Raw genomic sequence first — 26,312 nt, 5'->3', positions numbered from 1 at the left:
TCATTTTTGTCACATCGAATCCAAACACTGTAGATCCGAAAAGATCATTATCTCAGCCCATACGCAGCTGCAGGGTTGAGTCCTAAAAATTACACTTTCAATCAGACGGTGAGGAGAAGTCCATTCCACCTCAGAATCCAGTCGGCTCAACAGAGGCCCTTGACTCAAGAGTTGCCTCTTCATTTGGTGCCGTTAAAATCAACGGTCGCCACCCTGCGGGCGGCGACTATATATAGATGGTAGAAAGCCAGCCAAGTCCGTGCGGCGGCTAAATGCTCAGAAGAAGAGAGACTATGGAAGCAAACCAGACTATTAGGGATCAGATCGCCGCACTGGGCGATTGGTTGGAAAAGCAGATTATTGGTCAAGAGAAACTGGTCAACCGACTGCTGGTCGCCATGCTTGCCGACGGCCACCTTTTGGTGGAGGGAGCACCAGGCCTGGCCAAAACCAAGGCCATTAAAACACTGGGCGAAGCTATTGAGGGTGACTTCCATCGCGTTCAGTTTACGCCAGATCTGCTGCCGGCAGATATTACCGGCACCGACATTTACCGGCCGGAAACCGGAGAGTTCCATTTTCAGCCAGGCCCAGTGTTTCACAACCTGATACTGGCCGATGAGATTAACCGCGCGCCTGCCAAAGTTCAGTCGGCGCTACTCGAAGCTATGGCAGAGCGGCAGATTAGTGTCGGCCGAAAAACTTATCCCCTTCCCCAGTTATTTTTGGTAATGGCTACCCAAAACCCTATTGAGCAGGAAGGGACTTATCCTCTGCCAGAGGCACAGTTAGATAGATTTCTAATGCAGGTAAATCTTGCCTATCCCGATGCGGAGGCGGAAGCAAAAATCCTGCGCCTGGCCAGATCCGAGGCTAGCCTTGGCGAAAATCGCCCCACTAAAATTATCAGTGAGGAGACCATTCTCCAGGCCCGCAACCAAATTCTGGAAATGCAGATGGTTGAAGCCGTGGAAACCTATACTGTCCAACTTGTCATTGCTACTCGCGAGCCGGCGAAGTATGACAGCGAGCTGGCGTCATGGCTAGATTTTGGTGCAAGTCCGAGGGCAACAATTGCACTGGACCGCTGCGCGCGGGCACACGCCTGGCTCGCCGGGCGCGACTACGTCACCCCAGACGATGTAATGAGCGTCGCCCCCGATATTTTACGCCATCGACTCCTACTGAGTTTTGAAGCGGAAGCCGCAGGAATTACCGCCGATCAGGTAATTGAACGTTTACTGCAACAGGTTCCAGCGATCTGATGTCCGCAGAAACAGCCCCAACGGAACTCGAGCTGCGCGGCGCTTACCCCGAGGTAACGCCGCTGGTACAAATGCGCTACGCCGCGCGGCAGCTGCAATTATTCAAACCGCGACTCGCCCGCAGCGACCAGGCCGGCAGCCTGCTCACTCGCTATCGCGGTCGCGGCATGAATTTTGAGGAAGTGCGGGATTACCAGGCCGGCGATGATGTGCGCTCCATTGATTGGCGCGTAACCGCTCGAACCGGCCAAACCCATACCAAGCTTTACCAGGAGGAGCGGGAGCGCCCAGTGGTGATCCTGCTGGACTTGCGCTCGCCGATGTTTTTCGGCAGCCAAAGAGCATTTAAATCGGTAACGGCCAGCGGTATTGCGGCAGCCCTGGGCTGGGCGGGCCTGCAACACAGCGATCGCATCGGAGCACTGCTTTTTTCCGACCGCGCAATCGATACTGTGCGCCCGCGCCGCAGCCACCACGCCGTGCTATCGATGATTCACAGTACGGTGGCGCGGGCGGCAGAGCTAAACAGCCCTATTGCCGCACAGGGCAGTCAATCGCTGAAAACATTACTCGAGGAAGCGCGGCGAATCGCGCGCCCCGGTAGCGCGCTCTTTTTAATCAGCGATTGTCACGATCTCGACGAGACCTGCTCACAACCGCTCTACCTTTTGTCCCGGCATGCCGACCTCCAGGTACTGAGAATATCGGACCCCCTGGAGCAACACCTGCCCGCTCAGTCCCTCACCATATCCGATGGCCGCCAGCGTACATTCCTTCACGCCGGCAACCGCCCGGTACACGAACACTTTGCCGAAAAGCAGGCCCGCGCCCGCGCCGGAGTCGAACAACTGTGCCGGCGTTATCGCCTGCCACTGCTGGACTTTGACAATACCCAGCCGCTGATTCCAGCACTGATGTCGGTCTACGGCTCGCGGCAGAGAAACGGCAGGCAAAATACGAGAAGGCTCAAGTAGTAATGATTTTTAACGTGCAGAAAAAGCTGACCGCCATTATTCCGGCGAGCGAAGGAGCGAAGGCAAAATGCACTGGCCATTTAATTGAGGGCCGGTCGTGACACGAGGAAGTCTTCTGCCAAAACAAATGCCCTCACCGGCACCCCAAGCTCCCTCGCCTGAGGCCCAGGAGTTGTTAGCGCAACTCCGCGACATCCAGGAGCCCGCAGCGATCAATTGGTGGCCGCCCGCTCCCGGGTGGTGGATGTTGGCCGCATTAATTCTGGCCGGCCTGGTCGCCGCCGCTCTGTGGTGGCGGCAGCGGCGCAAAAAAGCTGAGCGCAATCGCTATCGCGTAGAGGCAGCGGCACTGCTCGCCGCAATAGAGATTGAGCAAACGACTGCGGTGGCGGAGATTAATGAAATACTCAAGCGAGTTGCAGTGACTACCTACAGCCGCACGGAGTGCGGCAACCTCACCGGCACGGCATGGATCGAATTTCTGAAAAAATCGGCCCCGCTTGAGTGCCCCGCCGATGCACAACAGGCGCTCCGCGAAAACCTCTATCGCGGCACTTGTGATCCGGACAAAAACCGAGCGCTACAGGAATACGCTATTTTGTGGGTAAAGCAACACGGACAGCCCAGCACAAGCCACTCACAGCACCCGGGCGGGGAGGCTGCGCATGTTTGAATTTGCCTGGCCGTGGGTTTTCTTTTTAACCCCGCTCCCACTGCTCGCCCGCTGGCTGTTGCCCCGTGCCAAACCCATGAGCAGCGCCCTCAAGGTGCCCTTTTATGCGGAGCTGTCCCAGCGCGGCGGCGGCGAGCAAAACAACCTGCTCAACCTGATTTTGTTAATTCTGATTTGGCTACTTTTAATTAGCGGCGCAGCCCGTCCCCGCTGGTATGGAGAGCCGATTTCTCAACCCAGCAGCGCGCGAGACCTCCTTATTGCCGTAGATATTTCCGGCAGCATGGAAACACCCGATATGGTGATTAACGGGCGGCCGGCGATGCGCATCAGCGCCGTCAAACAAGTTGTCGGCAACTTTGTTGAGCGGCGCAAGGGCGACCGCTTGGGGCTGGTACTGTTTGGCACCCGCGCCTATCTACAAGCCCCCCTCACCTACGACAGGGAAACTGTAGGCACCCTGCTAAAAGAGGCACAGATTGGTTTCGCCGGACAGGGAACCGCTATCGGCGATGCCATAGGATTATCGGTCAAACGCCTAACCCAGCGCCCCGCCGACCAGCGCGTGCTGATACTCCTCACCGACGGCGCCAACACCGCCGGGGAAGTCTCCCCGCTCAAAGCCGCCGAGCTGGCACAGCAAGCGGGCATTACCGTCTACACCATCGGCGTGGGCGCCGATGAAATGGTGCAACCGGGCCTTCTGGGGAGCCAGTTTGGCAGCCGCAGAATTAACCCCTCGCGAGATCTCGACAGCAAGACCCTCAAGGAGATTGCCGACAAAACCGGCGGCCGCTACTTCCGCGCCCACAACCCGCAAGAATTGGCAGAAATCTATGCCGAACTGGATAAACTGGAGCCTGTCGAACAAGAGGCGGAGAGTTACCGTCCCATGAAGTCCCTGTTTACCTGGCCCCTGAGCATCGCTCTGCTTCTGGCTGGAGTTTGGGCCCTGATTCCCCTGGTGGGCAACTTGAGACTCCCCGCCAAGCGTGAAGAAATAAGTCGCACTAACGGAGGCCAGGCCCAGTGACTATGCTCGACCTACTCCAGTCCTTCCACTTCCTGCGCCCAGGCGTTTTATGGCTGCTGCTTCCCGCAGCACTCCTCTGCTGGGGGCTGGCAAAAATGGTGCTCAACAGCGCCCAGCTGCAAAAGGTCATAGACCCGGACCTGCTGCCCCACCTTCTACTGCGCGGCGGCAGCAAAAGGCCCTGGTTATTCGCCTTAATTTTTGCGCTGCTGGCGGCAATGATTATCGCCCTGGCGGGCCCCGCCTGGCGCAAGCTGCCGACGCCGGTGTACAGCAACCAGGATGCCCTGGTCATATTACTGGATCTGTCCCCCTCCATGATGGCGACAGACCTCTCCCCCGACCGGCTGACCCGCGCCCGCCTTAAGATTTTGGATATTTTGCGGCAGAGAAAAGACGGTCTCACCGCACTCGTCGCCTATGCCGGAGAGGCCCACGTAGTCACCCCTCTTACCGAGGACACCGCCACTATTGCCAACCTGGTACCAGCGCTGTCGCCCTCGATTATGCCGGTTCCCGGCAGCAATATTGAAATGGCGGTAAACACCGGAATTCGCCTATTAAAAGATGGGACTACCGGACGAGGCCAATTACTCGCCGTTACCGACGGCATAGACCCAATGGCCGCCGATGAAATAGGCGAGGCTCTATCCAGCGCAAAAGTCGAAATGAGCATACTCGCCGTGGGCAGCGGTGAGGGCAGCCCAATCCCCCGGGGAAATGCCGGCGGATTTGTAACCGACAACAAAGGCGCCATCGTCATATCCAACTTCGATGCCGGTGAACTTCGCCAACTCGCCCGCTCCAGCGGAGGGCGCTTTGCCAAAATCAGCATAAACGACAGCGATATCGACTACCTACTGCCGCAAGCAGACAGCCCCCAGCAAGCGCAGCTGACGGAAAGGGAGTTCGACCAATGGCGGGATGAGGGGCCACTACTACTTCTGCTACTACTGCCTTTCGCCGCCCTACTGTTCCGCCGGGGCGCCCTGGCATGCACCCTACCCCTACTGCTGCTGAGCGGGCTGCCCAGTGAAAGCCAGGCCATTGAGTGGCAGGATTTATGGCAACGCAAAGACCAGCAAGGCCAGCGCCTATTGGAAGAAGGACAACCGGCAGAGGCCGCGCAAGAGTTTCACAACCCCGAATGGAAAGGCACCGCCAACTATCGCGCGGGCAATTACGCCGAGGCCCAGAAAAACTTCGCCGAGAGCGATAAGTCACAGAGCCTCTACAACCTTGGCAACAGCCTGGTGCAACAGGGTGACTACGGCAAAGCTATCGAAGCGTACGATAAAGCCCTGCAAAAGCAGCCCGAATTTGCCGACGCCGAATACAATCGCGAAATCGCTGAAAAACTGCAGGAGCTGCAAGAAAAACAACAGCAATCCCAGCAGCAGTCCGGCCAACAGCAGCAGGGCGAGCAGCAACAGGATCAGCAGCAGGGCCAGGGGCAAGAGCAAAACCAGGAACAGCAATCGGAAAACAGCGAGCAGCAATCCAGCGAACAACAACAGAGCAGCAATCAACAGCAGGGCAACAACCAGCAATCCTCCGGCTCAACCGAGCCCTCCGAGCAGCAACCCCAGGGAGAAGAACAGCAGAACGCCCAGGAGCAAGGCAAAGAGGAGCAGCAGGGCGAACAACAGCAATCCCAGCAACAACAGGGTGAAGAGCAACCGCCACAGGGAGAGCCGCAGCCCGCCGGCGCTGATGAGGAGAGCCCGCTCGACCAGGAAACCCAGCAAGCTCTGGACCAGTGGCTCCGTCAAATTCCCGATGATCCCGCCGGCCTGATGCGTGAGAAATTCAAATACGAAAGCCTGCAAAGACGCCGCGCCTATCGCAGCGGAGAATGGGAACCACCAAAGAACGGTGCAACACAGAGATGGTAGAGAGCAGCAGAGCAATGTCACCGAATTCAAGGACACTGATTTCGAAACACCCTATGGACGTATCCATCAACAATCGCATCAAACTTGGCGGCCTCCCATTCGGCCACGTCTTTCTCTGGCTGCTTCTTGCGGCGGCCCTATGCGTGTCGACACCGGTTTTGGCGAGCGACCTCAATGCAACGGTAGACCGGAACAAAATTGGAATTGATGAGACTGTCAATTTGCGTGTGCGCTACTCAGGGGATAAGAGCGGCGGACAACCGGACTTTGATTTATTGGAGCAGGACTTCGATATTCTCTCGCACCAACAGTCCAACCAGTACCGTGTAATTAATGGGCGTGCAGAGAGTTTTGTCGAATGGGTGCTGGCGCTGGCCCCAAAGCGGGAAGGCAAACTGTTTATTCCCTCCTTTAACTACCAGGGAGAGATCTCCGATGCCGTCCCCATTACGGTTACCGAGGCCCAAAGCGGGCCCAATGGCGGAGAGAAACAGGCTTTCCTAGAGGTGACCCTCGACAAGGAAAAAGTCTATGTCCAGGAACAACTGCTGGTAAAAGTTCGCCTGTATACCACGATCGGCTTACACGATATCGCGACGGACCCTCTTAAGGTTGCCGGGGCCCATGCGGAAAAAGTCGATGAACAGCGCTATGAGCGCAAACTCAATGGTGTCAGCTATGCGGTTTATGAGCTCACTTATGCCGTTTTCCCGGACAATTCCGGTAAGCTCAGCATCCCCGCACTGAGCTATGTCGCCATTGCCGGGCGCAGGGACCCCTTCTCCCTGTTTAATCGCAACAGCCAGCGACTGCGGCTTCGCTCCCAGGAGAAGTCTATTGAAGTGCTGCCGAAGCCCGCTGACTACTCTGGCAGTCAGTGGCTACCCGCCGCCGGCCTCGGCATAGTGCAAAGCTGGAGTCAGGACCCGGATAGTTTTGCCGTAGGCGAACCCATTACCCGAATTCTAAATATCCGCGCCGAAGGGCTCAGAGCCGCACAGCTACCGCCTCTGCCAAAACTCAACGTGGATGGCCTTAAAACCTACCCCGATCAACCACAGCAAGAGGACCAAGTTGGCCCCAACGGGGTTACCGGAAGCCGCATAGAGACTACCGCGATCGTGGCCACACAACCCGGGGACTACGAACTCCCCCCAATCACTGTGACCTGGTGGGACACCAAAACCCAGCGGCAGCGCACCACTCAACTGCCGGCATTCCGCTTCTCTGTTTCCGGTACGGCTGCACCAGCAACCAACAACAGTGAAATCAGCGCCAACACCCCCCAGGTAACAGCCCCCGCTGAACAGCTCGGCAGCGCGAGTCACTTCTGGCGCAACCTGGCCATTATCGCCATTGCCTCCCACCTACTGTGGGTACTGTACTTTTTCTTGCAGCGACGCAAATTCACCCGACAGAGACCGAATATCAACCCCCAGACTCCCGATTTACAGCGTGAAACCAACGCACTTAAGAGAGCGCTGGAAAGCGAGGACCCCATCCATATCCAGCAAGCCGCGCTAAAATGGATTTACGCAAAGTGGCCACAAGCAAAGGGGAAAAGTTTAACGGAGGCTGCGGGGCAGCTACATATCTCCGAGCTGGGACAACTCCAAGCCATGCTGGATGCCTCCATTTACCGGTCACCGCCCAGCCCTTTGGACATCCATAAAGTGCAAGCAATTGTGGAGTCGCTACTCAAAGCACAACCAGAAAGAGAGTCCAGTGAGGCAGGTAGCGCCCTGCCCTCGCTGTTCTCCTGAAGGGGATCGCCGCTATCAAATAGGGGTTTACAGAGAATTTGGCCTTTACCTCTGAGGGTAAGGCCAACCCCGGTGTGGTTGAGCATCTTAAATAGAGCCAGGAATAAATTTGGCCCTGACGATCTCCAGACTTTGATAGCGCAATTTCAAGCTTTCTGTGAGCTGTCACCACATAAAAATGTGGAGTTAAGTTATAGATATTTTTATACAGCTAACACAACAAAAAACCAAAACAGAGCAAAAAAGGGGAAAATAAACCCAAAATAAGAAAATCATTAGGACGCAATGAGTATCTCACCCCTTTTGATAGGAACCCTCAAGCACAGCTAACGTTTTAGCCGAGGACTTAGCCCAGCAGAACTTATCCAGCCTTGTAAGAGCATTTTTCTGCAAACTCTCTACCAGTGAGCAATCAGATGTTAGCCTGACTAGAGCCTTAGCCATTCCCTCAACATCTAAAGGGTCTACCAGGAGCGCGGCCTCACCCGCAACCTCCTGCATTGCTCCGGAATTCGAGGTCAAGACGGGCGTACCCTGGCTAAAGGCTTCGACAATCGGAAGCCCAAAGCCCTCATAGAGAGAAGGGATTAACAATGCTCTAGCATTATTGTAAAGAGCTGGGAGCTGGCTATCGTCAACATATCCTAAAACCTCAACTCGCCCCCCAAGTCCCAGCTCCTCAATAACCTCCTCAACCTTCACCCCTCCCCACCCTTTACCTCCGCACAACTTCAGAGGCAAAGCTTCTTCTACAAGCATCGTATATTGGCAGTATGCCTCTAGCAGACGCCGCAAATTCTTACGCGGCTCAAGAGTACCTACAAATAGAAAATAATCCCCTCGAGTGGCTATAGAGGAGTAGGAATCTAGAAATGGGGCCTCGGGAATGACAACAACCTTCCCCCTAGAGCAACTGAAAGAATCTAAAACTTCTCCTCCAGTACTCTCTGACACAGCAATCACATTATCAGCCAAGCGCAATGATGGAGGCATTAACCAGCGCTCGAGCTGTAGACCCAGGCGCGACATAGTTTGCGGGAATTTTTGCCATACCAGATCATGTATCGTAACCACCTTGAAGGTACGTAAAGGCAAAAAAAGAGGCAAGTGATGGCGAGGGGACCAGAACACATCAATACGATCAAGCCTAGCCCAGAGCGGAAATACTACCTGTGCAAATGGAGAGCTAAGGCTCCCCCAGCTAACGTTACCACACCTAACAGTAATATTGCCTGTGTTTGGGAGGTTCCCTATGAGTGGCTTATGGCTATAGAGGTACCAATGATGTTCACTCTCACACATACGATCGAACAGCGCTCGGGTATAGCGACCTATCCCCGTTGTCGCCTCAGAAAGTGGGCGTGCATCAACAGCGATCCTGGCCATTAGACCCCCGCCCTCTGCTCGAGAACATCCTGATACAGCCGCTGATAAGAGGAAACCATCTTTTCTGCGGTAAACAACGCTTCAAAGCGACGGCGCCCAGCCCGCCCCATCTCTACAGCCCTCTCTGGCTCATGCCATAGTTTATCCATAGCTTCACGCAAGGAGTCCGGGTCAGCAGGCCTAACCACATAGCCAGTTTCACCATCTGAGTTCACATAACTCGTTCCAGTCCCAATCTCACAAGATACTAGCGGCTTCCCATTCATCAACCCTTCTATCAAGGTAACTCCAAAGGCCTCTGAGCGTAGATGAGAGGGAAAAACTACTGCTCGACATAGCGACATAAGCGCTACTTTTTCCTCATCACTAACGAACCCCGCAAAGATAATATTGTCAGCGCCCAATCCCTGGGACAGAGCTCTCAAGCGCTCCATCTCTGGCCCCTTCCCAGCAATAACAACGTTATATGCCTGGCCAGCTGCTGCCTTAATCAGGTAGTCCAACCCCTTGTAGTACCGAAGAACACCTACGAACAGCATGAAATCACGGCCAAATCGCGACTCGACTGAATCAAGCGTTTGGTGGTTTAAGAGGGGGTAGTCCCCCTCAGATATGCCTAACGGAATTACTTCAACCTTCTCTCGATAGTTGGATAGCACGGCACTAGTATCTGCATATGCCTGAGAAGTGGCGATAATTCGATCAGCACGACTGAGAAAATACCTCATTAAAGGCCTATAAATCGCCCCCAAGAAGCGCTGCCGAACAATATCAGAGTGATAAGTAATGACTAGAGGGCGCGAGCGGCCAGCCAGCAAGTAACTGATATCCCCAAATGGCCACGGAAAGTGGAAATGGAGGATATCGGGAGATCTTTTGAGGAGACGCAGTAATAAGCCTGGGCCAACGCAGCAGGAGGCAATAGAAAGCCACCTTTTGGCGGCACTGTATTTTACACCTGAATATATCGACTGCTCACAAGGTGTCTGTGACAGGGTTAAAACCTCACCCTCTGTTCTACGAGCAATCTCCAGAATAACCTGCTCCACCCCCCCTTGACTTTCCGGAAAAAATGTACGGTAGCACTGCAGTATTTTAGTTGAGGCTTCCAACTCATCCCCCCTAGCTTCTATAAGTCTACCCACAGATCACCGCCATAAATCATGACCACCCAACCAACACCAACCCGCAAGCTATAACTTACACCTGTAGGCTACTGTTTTTAAACAAAATATTGTATATTTTTACATTCTTCCAAGATTAACAATGGAACTCTGATATGACAACAGCAGCGCGCTATACATGCTGACAAAACTATTAGATTTCTACCCCTGGGACACTCTGAAAGAACGAGCTATTCTTTAGATGTTAAAAAATTATTTAAGTATTATTTGGATACGTGGTATTGGGGCGCTCAAAGCTGACTCCGAAAACTCCTACCTCGGGTCACTTTGGTGGGTGCTTGAACCCATCCTTTTGGCTGCACTTTTTTTTGTTGCCTTTTCTACAGGGCTTAAAGGTGGCGGTAAAGGTGCAGACTTTCTCTATTTCTTGCTGTGTGCACTCATTCCTTTCAAGTGGACATCCTCTGCAATAACTGGTAGCGGAACCTCGATTAGTAGCAACAAGGGTATTCTTAATCAGTTCTATCTACCTAAGTGGATATTCCCAACTATTGTAAACCTATCCATACTTTTGCGCTTTTCAATTGTCTTTCCGCTTTTATGTTTGTTTTTTATACTTAGCGGCTTTAACCCGAGTCTGAACTGGGTATTTTTGTTGCCAATTGTAGCTTGTCAGCTATTTATCACCTTGGGGCTTAGCTTTATGGCAGCTGCCATTGTACCCCTGGTTCCAGATACGAAGCACATTATTGGCCTCGGAATGACAACCATCTTATTTACCTCTGGTATATTTTTTGATATCAACAGCCGCCCAGAAGCAATTCAAGAAATTTTACACTTCAATCCCTTTGTCAGCATCTTTGATAGCTATCGCGCCATCATTATACGCGGTGAAAATTTAGATAGCGCAGATCTTATATACCCATATTGCTTCGCCGCAGTGTTCTTCCTCTTGGGATTTGGGATTTTACAAAAATTTGATAAGCATTACCCAAGGAGGCTCATATGAAAGATAAAGTACTCACCTTCAATGGGGTTGGCGTCGGCTTTCGTAGGCGTTTAACTCCCTTCTCCAAGAAGGAATATGTCCTTGAAAACCTTAATTTTGAGCTATTCAAGGGTGAAACTCTTGGTGTGATTGGTCGCAATGGAGCAGGGAAATCAACTCTTCTGAAACTTCTAGCAGGCATCATCAAACCTGACAAGGGCCATATTTCTCGATCCAAAGGATTGAGATCTCAACTACTATCTCTAAACCTGGGTTTTAATAAAAACCTAAGCGGCTACGATAATACTGTAATGGCTTTAGTTACGCAGGGTAAACCCATTAGCGTCGCAAAGTCTTTAGTTACAGAAATTGCGCAGTTTGGAGAGATAACACACCTAATGAACCAACCTGTGGGAACCTATTCTGCGGGGGAAAGGGCTCGGCTTGGCTTTTCAATTGCAATTCGCACCAACCCTGAGATTTTATTATTGGATGAAATCCTGGGAGTTGGAGATAAAAAGTTTAAAGAAAGGTCATCCCAGGAGCTAAAAAAGCGAGTTAGTTCTGATCAGACTGTTGTTTTGGTATCCCACTCAATTCGAACTTTAAAGAAATTTTGTGACCGCGTCCTCTGGATTGATCAGGGTAAAGTAAAGATGCTCGGCCCTACTCAACATGTATTAGATTGTTACTCTTTAGAGACTGAATCCACATGAAGATATATGTCCACATAGGATCAGATAAAACCGGAACCACGTCTATTCAAGACACTTTGTCCAGAAGCCGAAAAGCGCTAAGGAGGTCCGGGATACTCTACCCCCAACTGGAAAGATCACCACATCAGGAAGTTCTAGCGAGAGAACTCTTGTCAGGAAAGAAAGGGCCGGGCTGGCAGACTTTTGAGCAACAATTGAAAGGTTCTAGTGAGAGTATAATTCTTAGTTCTGAAATGCTTTGCGGGATTAGCGAAGCAGATATTCTACAACTCAAAAATTGGCTACATGATCACGAGGTCAAAATAATTGCATATATAAGAAAGTCTGACGAATATCTAGAGTCAGGCGCCATGCAGCAGCTCAAAAGCTGCAAATCAACGGTTGATTTCTTTCGCCTATATCGAAAATTAAAATGGCTTCCAGCAATATTTAATTCCTGGGTTTACATTTCTGGACTGAAACCTCTATTCGTATTTAGGTGGGCAAAAGTATTTGGCAAAGAAAATCTATATGTACGCCCCTACTGTGAGTCTCAGTGGGTAGATGGAAGTTTAGTGTCAGATTTTATGAGCACGCTGGGCCTTTCTTCACAGACTGAAAATTTAAAACAAACCCCTCGCAAAAAAAATATAACTCCCGATATATATACAATCTTCACAATGTCCTCTTTTGCAGCCACCAAACGCCCCTCTATAAGGCATCAATTCTCTGAGATAATGACCCAAAAATATGGGCAAGCGATGAAGCGACCTGTTACTAGCCGCCTTAAAAGGCACATGGCTTTAGCTATATCAAACATCATATTTAAACGAATTAGCAGAGAATTTAATTGCCCTCCTCCCGCGAAGAAAAAGCTATCGGCCAGTTTTGCGCCAGGAGAGTCATTGATCATCGGTAAATCACAGCAACTCCTACTTGAGTTTTCAATACATCAAAAAAAGAAAGTTAATCAACTGAAGAAGAAGCTTGCGCTTAAGAATGTCCAGAATTCTGGAAATACTCGACCATAATGATGGTAAGAAATTGATTTACATACCAATTCTCCCAGAGACCCGCAGCAATGGCTAATACTTGCAAAACTAAACGTATTCTATTTTTTACAATGCAGTATGGGCCGGGCTATACCCAAGGTACAGAAAGGTATATAAAGAATATAGCAAATGGACTTACCGATATAGGTTATGAGATTATAATCGCAGCTGGCGACCCAGAGAAAAAGAATACACATACACACAACGTGGAGCCAGCAGGCAAAACCACACTAGTTAAGATTCCCACAAAAGGATGGAGCACTCTTGACGGAGCATCTGTAAATTATTACAAAAATCTGCTAGGTGAAATTCAACCCGATATCATTCACATGGTTAATCCAGCCCACATTGGCGTTAATGCACTAATAGCAGCAAGAGCTCTTCAGCTACCTTACTTCATTACAGTTACTGATTTTTGGTGGTTATGCCCCAAACATACCTTAACCTTAAGTAATGGTAGGTTTTGCTCAGGCTTCAGAAAATCAACCGAGTGCTTAAAGTGCATTGCCTCAACACACCCAAACAAAGTCATTAGGGAGCTATCAACAAGAAATGGACTCAAAACTTTAACCCAAGGTGCCGTCCTCAGTAACAACCTCTTTAAGTTTGGCGGAATTACCAAATGGCCTAAAAGGAATAAGCTTCTCCAGCAAATTTTAAGTAACGCCGAAAAGGTTATCTGTCTTTCCAAAACCGGGAAGTCTCGCCTAGAAGATTTCTTTAAAATTAAAAATGCCACCTACCTACCAACAGGACTTTCCTCCGACTGGTTCCTGCCTCCCCCCCCTGAAAGGAAAGAGAAAAAATTTTTTACTAAAATTGGATTTTTAGGTGCAATTGCACCGCACAAAGGGGTACACATACTTGTAGAGGCAATATCTCAACTTGCATGCAAAAACGTTATATTGAGTGTCGCAGGAAAAATACATGACAAAGACTATGCCAGTTTGTTATTTAAGAGTAACGTCAATATAGAGTATGCAGGAGAAGCCAATGAAAAGGCCACTATCTCTTTCCTTGACTCCCTGGATCTACTAGTAATACCCAGTACCAGCCCTGAAAACCAACCTCAAGTTCTGCTTGAGGCCGGCGCAAGAGGAATACCAACAATCTCTAGCAACAGTCCAGGCTGCGCTGAACTACTGGAAACCAAGCTAACATTCCCAATGAATGATTCAAGATCACTAGCTCATCTTATCCAAAGCTTTCTAAGCAACCCATCTTCCTTTGCGCCTCCAGTAAAACCTCTTTCTATAGCAGAGGTCTCAGAGAAGACCTGCAATATCTATTCACCCCTAAAGCCCACCCTTAGCACAACCCTGAAAAACAATCATTAAAATCCAATAAAAGTTTATGAAAAAAATACTTTTTTATGAGCCAATGCCGGACATCCTGCGGGCAGAGCAGATATGCGCTATCGCACAACAAGAAATAAAAAATGGCAATCAAGTTTTCCTCATAGTTGAGGAGGAGATTCAACTTCTTTTTCGAAACGCCCAGAATAATCCTCACAGCATTTGCTGCATAAACATCATAAAATCCATAATTGCCGATTCAGGCATTCCTTTTTTTGCCCTCCCAAGGAATAAGGCACTAAGAAAACTCTTTAAAAGCTCCCCCAGAGCAACCCTAAAAAAAATACAGAAATATAGAAAATCCGCATATAAAGATATTATCACTGGGTACAACCCAGATCTAATTACCCTATGGAATGGGCTCGTACATTACCAGCAAGATTTCATCTCTTTAACAAAAGAGTTAAATCCCAAACAAAAATACTGCTACATCGAAGCCGGCTGGTTTCCCCAAAAAGGGACCTATTATCAAGACAGCAAAGGGGTTAATGCAGAGAGTTCAATCGCCCTTACATGCCCCCCCTCAATTTCAGCCAAAGAGAGAGAGACCCTAAACCACTGGAAGAAAAAATACCACATTCAACGTGGTAGATATGCGATTAAGGACTCTGGTTATATATTTGTTCCGCTTCAGCTGGAAACAGATACCAACATTACGATGTTCTCCCCCTTTAAAACTATGGCCAAATTTATAGAGTGGGTAATCAACAATACAGATGAAAAACAGAAGATTATAATAAGACCACACCCCATTCATCCCGTCATCCCAGAACTAGAAACAAAAAACATCCCTGGTAGAGTCACATTTGATAGTGAGACGCCTATTTGCAAACTCCTGGCCGAATGCAGCGCAGTCATAGGTATTAATAGTACTGTACTATTGGAAAGCCTAATCTACAACAAACCAACATACGCACTTGGAAATGGATTGTTTGATTCTTCTATGGCCATTCCCAAGCAAAAAATTGACACCCCTTTAAAGTTAAGTGGTAGCAAAAGTTCAAAACATGAAAGCGATGCCTTGCTGTATTTTTTATTAAAAAAACAGAAAAGTATTCCCACCTTTAACAGATCAGCTAACCAAACAGCCGTACCCTCACCATATAGCAGATCATCTATACTAACTGCAAAACTATACTTGTCTTTAAGGAGGAGGTTAAGCAGAAAGTAAGCACTACAAGCACACACAATAGGGGGGGGGCACTAAAAAGCTAAAACATGAAAACCTACAAGTGAAGCCGATCTGACAGAGCACACTACAATAATCTGCAACTGGCAGATCAAATCTTCACCGCTATCCACCTAAAGAACTTACAAGAAAAAGTTAGTTAAATACCCAGCCCGCTGAAATTAAATCTTTTTTCGCATACCCGCAACTAAAAAAGGAGTTCAACAAAGCCTCGTTACTTGACTTATAATACTTACTTATAAGGGACTGAGTTTCCTCATCAAATATTTCGCTTTTGAAACCAGGAATTTCGTTAAAATTATCCCCGCAAGAAATCAATAGACTTCGTAGTTTAAACTTAGCCTCCTCAGAATAACCTGAACTATTAATAGCCTGAATCAGTGCAACAATTTCCTCAGATAAGGATTTGTTCCTATAATCCATCATTGACATCCCTTCACTTGAAGTAAAAGCATTAAGCCCGTCATCGTGACTTACTTCACTAGACGCACTTCTATTTTTTACGACAACTTTTTTGAGAAAGCTATCAACAATAGATACAGAAGACTCAAGTTCGTAAGCATATGCCTGCACACTACCCTTACCAAATACCGATTCCCACCTGCTAAGCTTTTCATAATAGTCATAGTGTTGATAGTTTGCTGCAAAAAAAACCGAGAGACTACCTATATCTCTCCCGCTCTTAATTTTTTGCTTTATATGAGAGTGAATCATTGAAATTTGATTCCTCAAGTAACAAACAACTATAACCTCATGATTAGCTAAAAAGGGGAATACCGATAACAGCCTTTCCGGATTTATCGTCCACAAAAGCTCCGTAGAAAGGAGGCAAGATACATCATCCTCAAGCTGCTCAAAAATAGCACTATACTCGTGTTTATTGTTAACAATAGCTTGTGTAGGCTTACTTAACAAAGCCTTTCTAAATGAAGTATGCCCACATGATTCGTCATGCCCAACATCAGGATACAAAATACCAAATTTGGTTAATGTCTTAGCATTTTCAGACATAAATCTCTGAATAGAGGTAGTCCCAGTTTTCGGACTACCTATATGTATGATAACTTTTCCCATTTAAGCCTCAGGAAGATAGGGAAATATAACCACTCAAAATATTTTTACTCTACTGAGTAGCCATATTTTTCAGCCATACCCCGAACCAAGCTCGCCTGCTGAGGGAAATGCTCATCCAACTTCTCCCAAGATAAGGAAACCCTCCTTTTTGCATCTTTTCTGGCATTAACATCTTTTGGCAAAAAGTCCAACAACTCACCAGCCATTTTTGAGCCACCAACCATTTCGCAAAAGGTTACAAAAGTTGAACCTGCAATTGAAAAATCCTCCACCTTAAGTATTGGCTTACCCTGAGCGAATTCAGAGTTGTATCTCAACCAATAGTTGATAGCCCGCCCAAGCCTCACCAACTCAATAGGCTCATCGCCAGTAAGAAAATCAGCCTTGCCTAGATGCCTTTCAACTTGGGTGAATAGTGAATCGGCATGGGTTGTAGCGGACTCAATTGCAGAAATTGGATTCCTAACCATATGGAACTGTAAATTAAATGATTCTGCATATCGAGGAGTCAATAGAGACCACTTCCAACCAACAATTCCGTCATAGTTTCTAAATATATTTCTATTCTGCGCAATGTATTTAATCCCTCTTTCTTTGGGGAAAGGCCAATCATCACCCATCTCATGAAGAACAGCAAAACCCATATTCCTTAGAGCTGCTGCGACATATTTGCTGCCACTACGGCCACAACATGAAATATGAAACTTCTTTTTCATTTTTTACCACCTACAGATAAATAAAGTTCAAACAAAAATATTGGCTTATCACTACCCAATCAAGCTTTTTGACCTATCCGACTACAAATAACCATAAAATCCCGAACCAATTGGGAGGGGTTTTCAACTGCCTTAAGTAGATTTCTCTTGAGAAAAGCCTGCTCCATCTCGTATTTAAAGGTGCCTACTCCGACGCCACCAACTTGAGAAGTCGCTTTACACCCAGCCAATATTACAGGGAGTCGATTAAACACATCGCAATCGCTCCGAACCAAATGATCACATAAACTGTGATTCATAAATGCAATATATTTATTAAACTCTATCAGAGTTAACTCGCTATCAAAATTATTATTCAGCAACTCACCCAGCATCACTGGTGACTCGACATCATAGGTAAACCCTTTATTTGAGTAAAAGGCTCCCCCTATTGTAATCGGTTTCTTCCCTAAAAAGCATGCCTCCAAACCCGATTGTGAGCATAGGGTCATTGTAGTAATAGAGTTTGAGATCAAATGTGAAAGGTTGCTATCCTCTGTCAGGAAAACCCTTTTTGATTGCTGAGGATTAAACCCTTCTAAATACTGACTTAGTGCATCAAACGTAACCGGGGAGCGGCTCTCTGTTTTATTTCTTTCCCAAGGGTGCACCTTGACTATCAGGTTAAAATTAGTTTCCTCAACGACCTCTTTAATAATCCTCTTATACAACTCAACACTTGAAACAAGCTTCCTACTAGAATCGATTAGAGAGTAGTCATTCACAACCTGACAAGTAAGCAATAAATAATTATCAAAAGGCAGATCGCACTTTTCCTTTGGCTGCTTTACGTTCTTATTGAAAACTCCTACTGAAGAAATATATTCACAGGTCTTGGGCCACCTAGGAAAATCAACTTCAGGATTGAAGCTTAGAGAGGCAAACCTCAAGTCCGAGTTGTTAGCAATTGGCTCATACTTATTTTCCAAATAATAATGCTTACCCGTGAAGAACCCCTCGGCCAGGAGCGGCTCCGTTGAATTAAATCTACATAGATAAAGTAACGCCTTAGCCGAAATCGAAGACCCAGAAAATATTATCGCGAACTTATAGTTACTCTCTAACAGCTCTTCCCGCCAGACATCCAGCCAAAACATAGCCACTCGATAAGCCGCCAGCATCTCATCCAAAAATCCGGAATAAAGATAATCAAATAACTCTCTTGTGCTGGAAAAGGAAAAACTGGTTAACCCTTTATATACAAGGTGACTCAACAACTCCGCACGAGCAATCTCAAACACTGACACTCCACAATGTTTAAGGTTATACAACTTAACGTCAATATCACTGTGCAAAATATCGTCATACTTACTAAGTTTTTCAGAAGAGCAGTAAGTCTCAAGCGTATTGTTACGCAACTCATCATACTCAGAAAACTCTCTGTAAGCAATATTACTTGACTCCAGGAATTTAAAAAGACTAAAAAAGTTTCTTTTATGTATATGCAGTTTATCTGAAATCAGAACATCTGGTCTCATTTTTTCGCAACCCTCAAGTACAAGCTTTCATGCTGGCCCACAATATCACTCCAATCCGGAATATCGGTGAAGCTAACCGCTCCCACCCCCTCGATAAAATATCTATTTATTTGATGAGCCATACCATCAAAACCCTCCTCCAAGAAAACTCCATTCAAGCTTTTATCTGCATCAATGAAATCTACAGCCATTCCTACAGGCGTAGAGAAAATTGGCGTTTTTGTATAAATAGCCTCAGGTAGGTTCGCAGGCCCTCCCTCAAAATTAGATAGCATTAGCAATCCATCTAATTCAGCATAAATTTGCGGCATTAAATTATACGGAAGGTATGAGTAGCATAAAGCATCAAAGCCTCTCCGCTGCAAAAAATTGGCATCCATCAGGCGGCCAGCGCCGACAAGTACAAAGTCAAATAGTTCGGGAGATAAACGCTTTGCCAGCTCATATAGTCGATACTCCCCTTTGACCATGCGTCCATAGCGCTTTGATATAACCCCAAGGGTATATTTTTTTGGGGCAGCTAGGCGCTTTTCGCTTGCTGTAAAACGATCAAACAATGGTTTATTTACACCGTGCGGAATAACCACTGTATGCGAGATACCATGAAAATCGTTCAAGGTTTGCGACTGCTGAGAATTCAAGCAAACCACGAATTTACATTTCTCATATGCCCGCACAAAACTCATCTTGTCAAGCCATGAATCTTCATCATTCAAATCATGATGAACGGTACATATAGAATTTTCTGGAATATTATCTGCTAAATTAGGTCTATGAAAATGATAAACATCTGCACTTGGATCAGGTTCAGTAGTTATTATATGCCTAAACCCTTTTGATTTTAGGTTGTCAAAATACCCCAATATTGCATCAAAAATTGCACTATACATGTCACTAGACATGACATGATTAACTATAATCATTTTTCCCATAACCTCTACTTTACGTGTAAAAGCCTAACTAAATTTAATTTTCATTTTTCAACTCGCAAGCTGAATAGCAGTAAGAGTAGAAATCATTAATTAAATACTTCACCATGCTTGATACACGCTATACCCTTTACAGCTTAACCGCTAGCTAAGCCAGCCTAGTTTAGACCTACATGTTTCATAAAAATTGTGATCTATAGGGTGGATTAGTGTAAGGCGATGCGGCTTTTTATGTATTCGTATGATATCACCTGGCTCAGTTATTATTTGATCGTGCCCATCACAAGTTACATATGGATTAGCAATATTTTGATCCCCTACAATAAGCTTAAATTCACTACTCCCCTCTACCACTATTGGGCGACTACTAAGTGTATGAGGATTGAGAGGGACCAAAACAATTGCATCTAATTTTGGATGCATAATAGGGCCGCCACCAGATAGGGCATACGCAGTTGATCCAGTAGGGGTAGAGATAATTAGACCGTCTGATCGTTGCGTATAGACAAACTGGCCATCAATGAATAGATCGAACTCTATCATTCGAATAAATTCGCCAGGGTGCAACACAACATCATTTAAGGCTGCCCCCCTCCCTATCAATCTCCCACTACGATAAACAGACATATCTAGCAAGAACCTACTTTCTGCCATGTACTTGCCGGACAATACCTCACCAACTTTTTGCTCCACTTGGTCAGGAGTAATATCTGTGAGAAAGCCGAGGCGCCCCCTATTAATACCTAGTAATGGGACACTAAACTTCGCTAGGGCGCGAGCTGCCGCGAGCAAACTACCATCGCCCCCTACAACGATAACAAGATCACACTGCTCGCCAAGCTTATCCTTAGAAGAGGTACGGGTGCAGTGATTAGCTACAGCATTTGCAGTATCAACTTCAAGTACAACAGAGTATCCCTCAGCCTCAAGGAAGGCCATCAGGCGCCTCAAGGAAATGACCGCATTGTCACTTTCAGTCCGCCCTATCAGGCCTATACTTTGAAATTCTGACACCAATACCTCTCAGCTCACTGTCATTTACCCACTGATGAACCCTACCGAGACACAACCACTATCGGCAAAGTAGCATCCCAAGAAGGGCCGCCATTATGCCGAAGAGAGTACACTGAGTCGAATCATGTAGCCTTTGTACGCCAAAAACGCTATCTCCTACTAATTTTTGGGCCAAAATAACCCCTCTTACTTAATGTAAGCGCGTCGCCCTTGTAAGCCTCCAGAATGGAGTACAAGGATGCGACTACCAATAGGAATCTCCCCCTTAGAGATCCTATCAGAAAGCCCATTAAAAACCTTGACCATATAGACGGGGTCAAGCGGGATACCTGTTTCTGCTTCAAAATCAAAATGAAAGCTCCTCAACCAATCAGGGTACCTAGCATACCCCCCGCAATGGTACCCCCCAATCAAAGACTCTCTAAGCGCCGTACGGTAATCAACCCGCGCTACATCCAGCAGCTTATTCGCACACCTGAGGCGGGAGCCCCACTCACACACCCCCCTAAGAATACTATCACCCGCCTTTAAAACCTCCACCCCGATAACACGAACCCTGTCCATGGTTAGCGATAGCCCAGCAAAAGTAGCGCCAGTCCCACAGGCCACCCATATCTGGTCAAACTTAACGGGCATAGTGTCTTCAATCACTTCCCCAAGCAACTGTATACCCTCAACCCCCAACAGGTTACCTCCCCCCTCAGGGATAAAGTAACTCTCCCCCGCCTGTAGATCGAGCCGGCTAAAGAAATCCTTTTCCCCTCGCTTCCGATACTCCATCCTACTAACAAAATGTAAAACCATTCCCATCCGCTCAGCATCTGACAATGTAGCGCTAAGCTTTGGAGGCTTTTCACCCCGAATTACCCCAACCGTACGATAACCAAATCTGCTCCCCGCAGCCGCTACCGCATGAATATGATTTGACCAAGCGCCGCCACAGGTAACTAGCGTACTAGCACCCCGCCTTCTCGCCTCAATCAGGTTGTAAAAGAGCTTATATGCTTTATTCCCAGAAATGAGAGGGTCTATCAAGTCATCCCTTCTAATCCACACCTCAACTTCGGGAAAGACTCCCCCCCCCACTCTTTCGTATGGGACACTTTTTGCCGCACCAATAAAGCTACCTAAATCCAACTGGTCTAACGCGCCAAGCAGCATCTCCCCCCCTCCACCGCAGATAAGATAACTCGCAATAATAATACCCTCCACCAGGCACAGCTATACCTTCAAACGATGCCCCCTAGAGCCCAAGAGTTCGCTTTAGCCTCCCCCTCAAGTAGATAATTAATTCAGTGGGACTAAGGTAGGTGTAAGACCGACATTATCCAATACAGACCGGCTCAAAGATGAAGAAGTGCGACTAGCAAGGAAAGTTAAAGGCTTTACTTCAAATAACAGACACAAAAAAGCCCTCACAAGTGAGGGCTTTTTTGTGTCTGGCGGACCGGACGGGACTCGAACCCGCGACCTCCGGCGTGACAGGCCGGCATTCTAACCAACTGAACTACCGGTCCTCGGTAGTAAACTTCCCTTTGGGAAGTTGGTGGGTGGTACAGGGGTCGAACCTGTGACCTACGGCTTGTAAGGCCGTCGCTCTCCCAACTGAGCTAACCACCCGATGCTCTTTTTCTTAGAGGCCGTGCCCCCTTGAGCGAGGTGAATATTACCCGATTGTAATTTTCTGTCAACAATTTTCGCGCCAAAAATCCTATATGATCAATTTCCGCTCGATTCGCGGGGTAAAGATACAGGAGCGCCTCTCACCCCCTCAGCATTTGCCCCCTGTAGCACCTTCCCTTGCCTGTAGTCCGGGTCGAGCAGGTGCCCCGCAATTTTCACCGGTATCTCTCTGGGAATCAGCTGCTCCTTTGGCCGGGCAAGGTCCTGCTCGTTGTAATTACACACCCCAGTGGGGAAGATCCTCTTGAGATCCACCACACGGCTGGAAATTTCCTCGGTAAACGGGCCATAGACACCCTTGGCCAGGGCCAACTCAACCGGTTGCAGTGCGCACTTAAAGATATCATCGGTCACTGGGGCTCCCGCCAGCTGCCTCGATGTACTGTGGATCGGATACACCCGCATGCACTTGCCGGGAGCCCGGCTATTCCAGAGGCCATTCCAGACATCATCCCCAGATGCCAGTAAATTCCCCTCTTTGTCGAAGCAGCGGTCCCTGGCGTCGTCGGGGCGATTTTCCACCACTCCCTTAGCCGGATTCTTAACGATGTTCTGCACCCAGCGGTCGATAAGGTCCAGGGCCTCGTGCAGTGGGTTATAGTCCTTGTCACTCATCCATATCAATTGATTGTCCGCATGCCCGCGGGCCCGCCGGATACGTTCGCGGGCAGAGAAGGAGGCAGAGCTGTGATGCATATCCGGCTCTTTATCCAGGTAGTGGCGCAAATCAATGATGGGGATCTCTACATCTCCAAGGAAAACATGCCCGGAGCGATATATTCCATTGATTGCCTCCAGGCTTGCCCGACTGCGCTTTGCCGGGTTTAACAGTGTTCCCATATTGAGGTTTTGCTCGCTCCAAAGGGACAATCGAACAGGAAACATACTCCCGTTCATAAACCACAACTGCTCCTGACTTTGATCTTCTGGCGCTTTCCAGCCACCTACAGCAGCGTTAAGGCGTAAGAAGGTATCAATATTTATTTCACCACTCACGAGGGATTTCAGGCCGTACTGCACTCCCTCGTTGTCCCAGGCGCTATTCGCATACCCTGAGGCATTTGCCCCATAAAATTGGCGAAGGTCTTCCCAGTGTGTCCAATGTACCTTTGGGATAACCTCTGCGGCAAAACTCTTGGCAAAGTGAACGAAATTCGGATTGTTGACCAGTGGAACCAAGCCCCTCCAGCCCTCCACGCACTCAGTGCTCCCCTGAATGCCATTTCGATAGCGGCTATCAAAGATACCGGCAAAAAATCTGAGCATTCCAAATCTACTGGAGCCATTTTCACTGGCGGCCAGCCCCTGGATAACGGTGCGCTCCTCCGCCCTTTTCCAGCGCTGATTGGCACTGTCCACAATGTCAAAGAAATACTCTAATGGTTCACAATCGAAAGCATAAATCGTTTGAGACACCATGTCCGGGTAAGAGTAGAGAGGTATCGCCGCATCCAAGAGACCGGGAGCATTCTGTGCAAACAAATACTGCTGGATCGCGCCACCCGATCCGCCAATACCAACGGTATACATCGGCTCCCCATACAGCGATTCAAACTGCTTTTTAACGCGTCGGGCCGTGTCTTCCGCCAGCCACATATTGTAGTGATTTCTAGTTTGATTGGCGGTCGAATAGACAACAGCGTAACCCCGGGCAAGCTCATCCATGCGCCGCGTGGTAATATCGCCTTTATTGATCTTTCCCTGGCGCCCTCCAATGCCTACACCACCGCGAAACTGATAAATTAACCGCTTATTCCAGTTGCTGCCGCTTGGCCTGGCTGCCGACTCCCCCTCTCCCTTTAATACCGCTATCGCATAAAAGTGGCGGTTAATCGTTCCTGTCTCTACGCGAATAATAAAATCCACCGACTTTCCATTTACGGTCACCTTGTCGATATCACTTCTGGCTTCATGTAGATAGTGGAACTGACCATCGACATTACTGCGATAAAAATAGGTCACTTCTGTGGCGTGGCTGCAATCCCGACTATATCCGATCACCTCTTTTGTCTTCCGCCCCTTTTCATTCAGGGCGAAGACTGGCACCCCCTCCCCTTTCTGGTTATCGACCAGGGGCTGCTTATTGGTGATGTTATTTTCCCCACAATAGAGGGGGTAGCGGGATGGGCCGCTAAACAGCGTCTCCACCGGCCCGACCTCACCTATCCCAACGGGAAAAGGAAAGTATTCAGGCGGGCGTGACATCATTCTAGGGTGGGGGCCGGAGTAGGCTGGGGTTGGCTTATAATCCAATACCCCTTCCGGGATTCCCAGAACTGGAGCCTCTACACTCCCATGAACTTTTGGTAGCTGGCTATACCCATACCAAGCTGCCGCCACCAAACCGACCAGGAGAAAGAGCGAAATAGAGAGTACCCAGCCCATCCTTGCAGACATAAGCGCCTCCACCGGCAAATATCACGATCTGTACAATTTGAGTATATGAGCGGATATACCGGGCTACTGACAGTTGGCGTCGAGAGGCACTTAAGGGGTCTTTGGGCAACTTGATACCCCCCGGTAGAACTTTCAAAGCTATCCAGGGGCCCTCTAAAGAGAAGCCGAAGCTATAGAGAATTGCGCGGCAGCACAAATTTTTTAGGGGCAACAAAAAAGGGAGATCTAGTGATCTCCCTTTTCCTGAGGTCTATCGCTTAATCTTTGGCGATAATACCTTTTTCCTTAAGGGTGGAAAGGATCACCTCCACCTCCTCCTCAAGGGTCATTTCAGCGGTATTCAAGTGCAGTTCCGGTGAAACTGGCGCCTCATAGGGGTCATCAATGCCGGTGAACCCTTTGATTTCACCGGCACGGGCTTTCTTGTACAGACCTTTAGGGTCGCGCGCCTCGGCTTCATCCAACGGGCAGTCTACAAACACCTCCATATAAGGAAGGTCGCCCGCTTCGTGCATTTTTCTGACTATATCGCGATCTTCGCGGTATGGGCTGATAAAGCTAGATAGAACAACCACACCGGTATCAGCAAACAGCTTGGAAATCTCGCCTACACGGCGGATATTTTCTTGGCGGTCCTCTGCGGAGAAGCCAAGGTTCGAGTTGATACCCAGGCGAATATTATCGCCATCAAGACGGTAGCTAAGCACGCCACGGGCAGCCAGCGCCTTCTCTACAGCAACGGCCACAGTACTCTTGCCGGAACCTGACAGACCAGTGAACCAAAGGGTCACACCTTTGTGACCGAGGATACTCGCCCGGTTTTCACGGGTGACATCACCCTCATGCCAATGAACATTGGTCGCTTTTTGCTCAACTGTAGTCGTCACTGATCACTCCAAGTTTTGAATATTGTTCCCAACGTCGCAGGCCTAAGGCGTTTTATTACAGTAAGCATTGGCATCAATCTGCGATATGGCCGCCAATTATCGAGCATTTGAGCCGTAAGCGTAAAGCCCCTTGTTAGAACATGTCTACCCAGTTCAAAGTTCTGTGTGCATAAGCAATAAAGGTTCATTACTTATTGCCAGACAACTCGCCGGATAAAAGACCGAAGCTACCCTCCCCTATGGAGTGGAGTTCAATTCAGCTCACCCCCGCTTAAGTGCCAATCTACATATAAAAGACAAGTGGCAGTACAGATTTTTAATACCAAATATACCAGGTGGTAGGAGTTGAAATAAATCGTCTCTAAGCTTTGAGAGTGAGTGATTTATTTAGCTTGCAGCGAGCGTAGAAGATCTACGCTACTCACAACATCCGCCCTGAAAAGTTAACCCGCACCTATCGTTTAAAAGTAAAAAAAGAAAAAATAAAGGAGGAATTTCACCACCTACCCCTGATCGGCCAACAGCAAAATCACCAAATAGGAAATCCAGTGCGGCAATACAGTCTCTCCCATCTTCAGCAAAAGGCACTTTCGGAGGTTAGATTTACCCTCGCCACAAACCGACTTAAAGTTCTTTTTACGGCTAGAAAAATCTAGACTCCCAAAACAATAAAAAATCACTAATTTAAGGGGTCTACCGGTGT

At 48.2% G+C, this 26,312-nt stretch carries 21 protein-coding genes and 2 tRNA genes; 11 read left to right on the top strand and 12 right to left on the bottom strand.

From position 1 onward, the window contains the following. The first annotated feature begins 293 nt into the window (after positions 1-293). From ACJJIK_RS01675 to ACJJIK_RS01650, 6 genes are all read left to right on the top strand, one after another. Complete coding sequence (locus ACJJIK_RS01675) at positions 294-1,265, top strand: AAA family ATPase (protein ID WP_444943988.1); 972 nt, start codon at positions 294-296, stop codon at positions 1,263-1,265. Next, on the top strand, positions 1,265-2,239 hold the full coding sequence (locus ACJJIK_RS01670; protein WP_444943987.1) for a DUF58 domain-containing protein: 975 nt from the start codon (positions 1,265-1,267) through the stop codon (positions 2,237-2,239). The genes ACJJIK_RS01675 and ACJJIK_RS01670 overlap by 1 nt, the downstream gene beginning before the upstream one ends. Positions 2,240-2,336: 97 nt before the next feature. Continuing rightward, positions 2,337-2,912, top strand: a complete 576-nt coding sequence (locus tag ACJJIK_RS01665) for a DUF4381 domain-containing protein (protein ID WP_444943986.1) — start codon at positions 2,337-2,339, stop codon at positions 2,910-2,912. Then, entirely contained in the window at positions 2,905-3,945 is a 1,041-nt protein-coding gene (locus tag ACJJIK_RS01660; protein ID WP_444943985.1) for a vWA domain-containing protein, read from the top strand. The genes ACJJIK_RS01665 and ACJJIK_RS01660 overlap by 8 nt, the downstream gene beginning before the upstream one ends. 2 nt (positions 3,946-3,947) lie before the next feature. After that, entirely contained in the window at positions 3,948-5,840 is a 1,893-nt protein-coding gene (locus ACJJIK_RS01655; RefSeq protein WP_444945031.1) for a VWA domain-containing protein, read from the top strand. Positions 5,841-5,854: 14 nt separating this feature from the next. Then, entirely contained in the window at positions 5,855-7,603 is a 1,749-nt protein-coding gene (locus ACJJIK_RS01650) for a BatD family protein (protein WP_444943984.1), read from the top strand. A gap of 294 nt (positions 7,604-7,897) precedes the next feature. Here the strand turns inward: ACJJIK_RS01650 and ACJJIK_RS01645 are convergent, their stop codons facing one another. Together ACJJIK_RS01645 and ACJJIK_RS01640 are read right to left on the bottom strand one after the other, a co-directional pair. Continuing rightward, entirely contained in the window at positions 7,898-8,989 is a 1,092-nt protein-coding gene (locus ACJJIK_RS01645; protein ID WP_444943983.1) for a glycosyltransferase family 4 protein, read from the bottom strand. Beyond that, the gene (locus ACJJIK_RS01640; protein WP_444943982.1) at positions 8,989-10,101 is read right to left on the bottom strand and encodes a glycosyltransferase; all 1,113 of its coding nucleotides are present in this window, start codon (positions 10,099-10,101) and stop codon (positions 8,989-8,991) included. The genes ACJJIK_RS01645 and ACJJIK_RS01640 overlap by 1 nt, the downstream gene beginning before the upstream one ends. Positions 10,102-10,354: 253 nt before the next feature. On the opposite strand from ACJJIK_RS01640, the gene ACJJIK_RS01635 reads away from it, so the two are divergent. From ACJJIK_RS01635 to ACJJIK_RS01615, 5 genes are all read left to right on the top strand, one after another. Next, complete coding sequence (locus tag ACJJIK_RS01635; RefSeq protein WP_444931465.1) at positions 10,355-11,122, top strand: ABC transporter permease; 768 nt, start codon at positions 10,355-10,357, stop codon at positions 11,120-11,122. Next, on the top strand, positions 11,119-11,817 hold the full coding sequence (locus ACJJIK_RS01630) for an ABC transporter ATP-binding protein (protein WP_444931466.1): 699 nt from the start codon (positions 11,119-11,121) through the stop codon (positions 11,815-11,817). Before ACJJIK_RS01635 ends, ACJJIK_RS01630 begins: the two co-directional genes overlap by 4 nt. 149 nt (positions 11,818-11,966) lie before the next feature. After that, the gene (locus tag ACJJIK_RS01625) at positions 11,967-12,827 is read left to right on the top strand and encodes a hypothetical protein (RefSeq protein WP_444931467.1); all 861 of its coding nucleotides are present in this window, start codon (positions 11,967-11,969) and stop codon (positions 12,825-12,827) included. Positions 12,828-12,877: 50 nt separating this feature from the next. Beyond that, positions 12,878-14,185, top strand: coding sequence for a glycosyltransferase (locus ACJJIK_RS01620; RefSeq protein WP_444931468.1), 1,308 nt, complete (start codon positions 12,878-12,880; stop codon positions 14,183-14,185). Between the two features lie 16 nt (positions 14,186-14,201). Beyond that, entirely contained in the window at positions 14,202-15,374 is a 1,173-nt protein-coding gene (locus ACJJIK_RS01615; RefSeq protein ID WP_444943981.1) for a capsular polysaccharide export protein, LipB/KpsS family, read from the top strand. A 153-nt stretch (positions 15,375-15,527) separates the two neighbouring features. Here the strand turns inward: ACJJIK_RS01615 and ACJJIK_RS01610 are convergent, their stop codons facing one another. The 10 genes from ACJJIK_RS01610 to cysC form a co-directional block, all read right to left on the bottom strand. Next, positions 15,528-16,466 (bottom strand): hypothetical protein, encoded by a 939-nt coding sequence (locus tag ACJJIK_RS01610; protein ID WP_444931470.1) that lies wholly within the window; start codon positions 16,464-16,466, stop codon positions 15,528-15,530. A gap of 44 nt (positions 16,467-16,510) precedes the next feature. Next, entirely contained in the window at positions 16,511-17,182 is a 672-nt protein-coding gene (locus tag ACJJIK_RS01605; RefSeq protein WP_444931471.1) for a hypothetical protein, read from the bottom strand. A gap of 59 nt (positions 17,183-17,241) precedes the next feature. Continuing rightward, entirely contained in the window at positions 17,242-18,699 is a 1,458-nt protein-coding gene (locus ACJJIK_RS01600; protein WP_444943980.1) for a capsular polysaccharide export protein, LipB/KpsS family, read from the bottom strand. After that, entirely contained in the window at positions 18,696-19,631 is a 936-nt protein-coding gene (locus ACJJIK_RS01595) for a hypothetical protein (protein WP_444931473.1), read from the bottom strand. Before ACJJIK_RS01595 ends, ACJJIK_RS01600 begins: the two co-directional genes overlap by 4 nt. Before the next feature lie 141 nt (positions 19,632-19,772). Then, positions 19,773-20,642, bottom strand: a complete 870-nt coding sequence (locus ACJJIK_RS01590) for an NAD(+) kinase (protein ID WP_444931474.1) — start codon at positions 20,640-20,642, stop codon at positions 19,773-19,775. Between the two features lie 186 nt (positions 20,643-20,828). Further along, on the bottom strand, positions 20,829-21,854 hold the full coding sequence (locus ACJJIK_RS01585; RefSeq protein WP_444943979.1) for a 1-aminocyclopropane-1-carboxylate deaminase/D-cysteine desulfhydrase: 1,026 nt from the start codon (positions 21,852-21,854) through the stop codon (positions 20,829-20,831). 228 nt (positions 21,855-22,082) lie between these two features. Then, positions 22,083-22,159 (bottom strand) — tRNA-Asp (locus tag ACJJIK_RS01580). Between the two features lie 27 nt (positions 22,160-22,186). After that, positions 22,187-22,262 (bottom strand) — tRNA-Val (locus ACJJIK_RS01575). A gap of 99 nt (positions 22,263-22,361) precedes the next feature. Further along, positions 22,362-24,722, bottom strand: coding sequence for a DUF6351 family protein (locus tag ACJJIK_RS01570; protein ID WP_444931476.1), 2,361 nt, complete (start codon positions 24,720-24,722; stop codon positions 22,362-22,364). Positions 24,723-24,979: 257 nt separating this feature from the next. Further along, on the bottom strand, positions 24,980-25,609 hold the full coding sequence (cysC, locus tag ACJJIK_RS01565; protein ID WP_444931477.1) for an adenylyl-sulfate kinase: 630 nt from the start codon (positions 25,607-25,609) through the stop codon (positions 24,980-24,982). Between the last annotated feature and the right edge of the window lie 703 nt (positions 25,610-26,312).

Source organism: Microbulbifer regidiadema (SeqCode), assembly GCF_052466995.1.
Note: the sequence above shows the minus strand (reverse complement) of the source record. Positions and strands in the feature narration are given on the sequence as shown.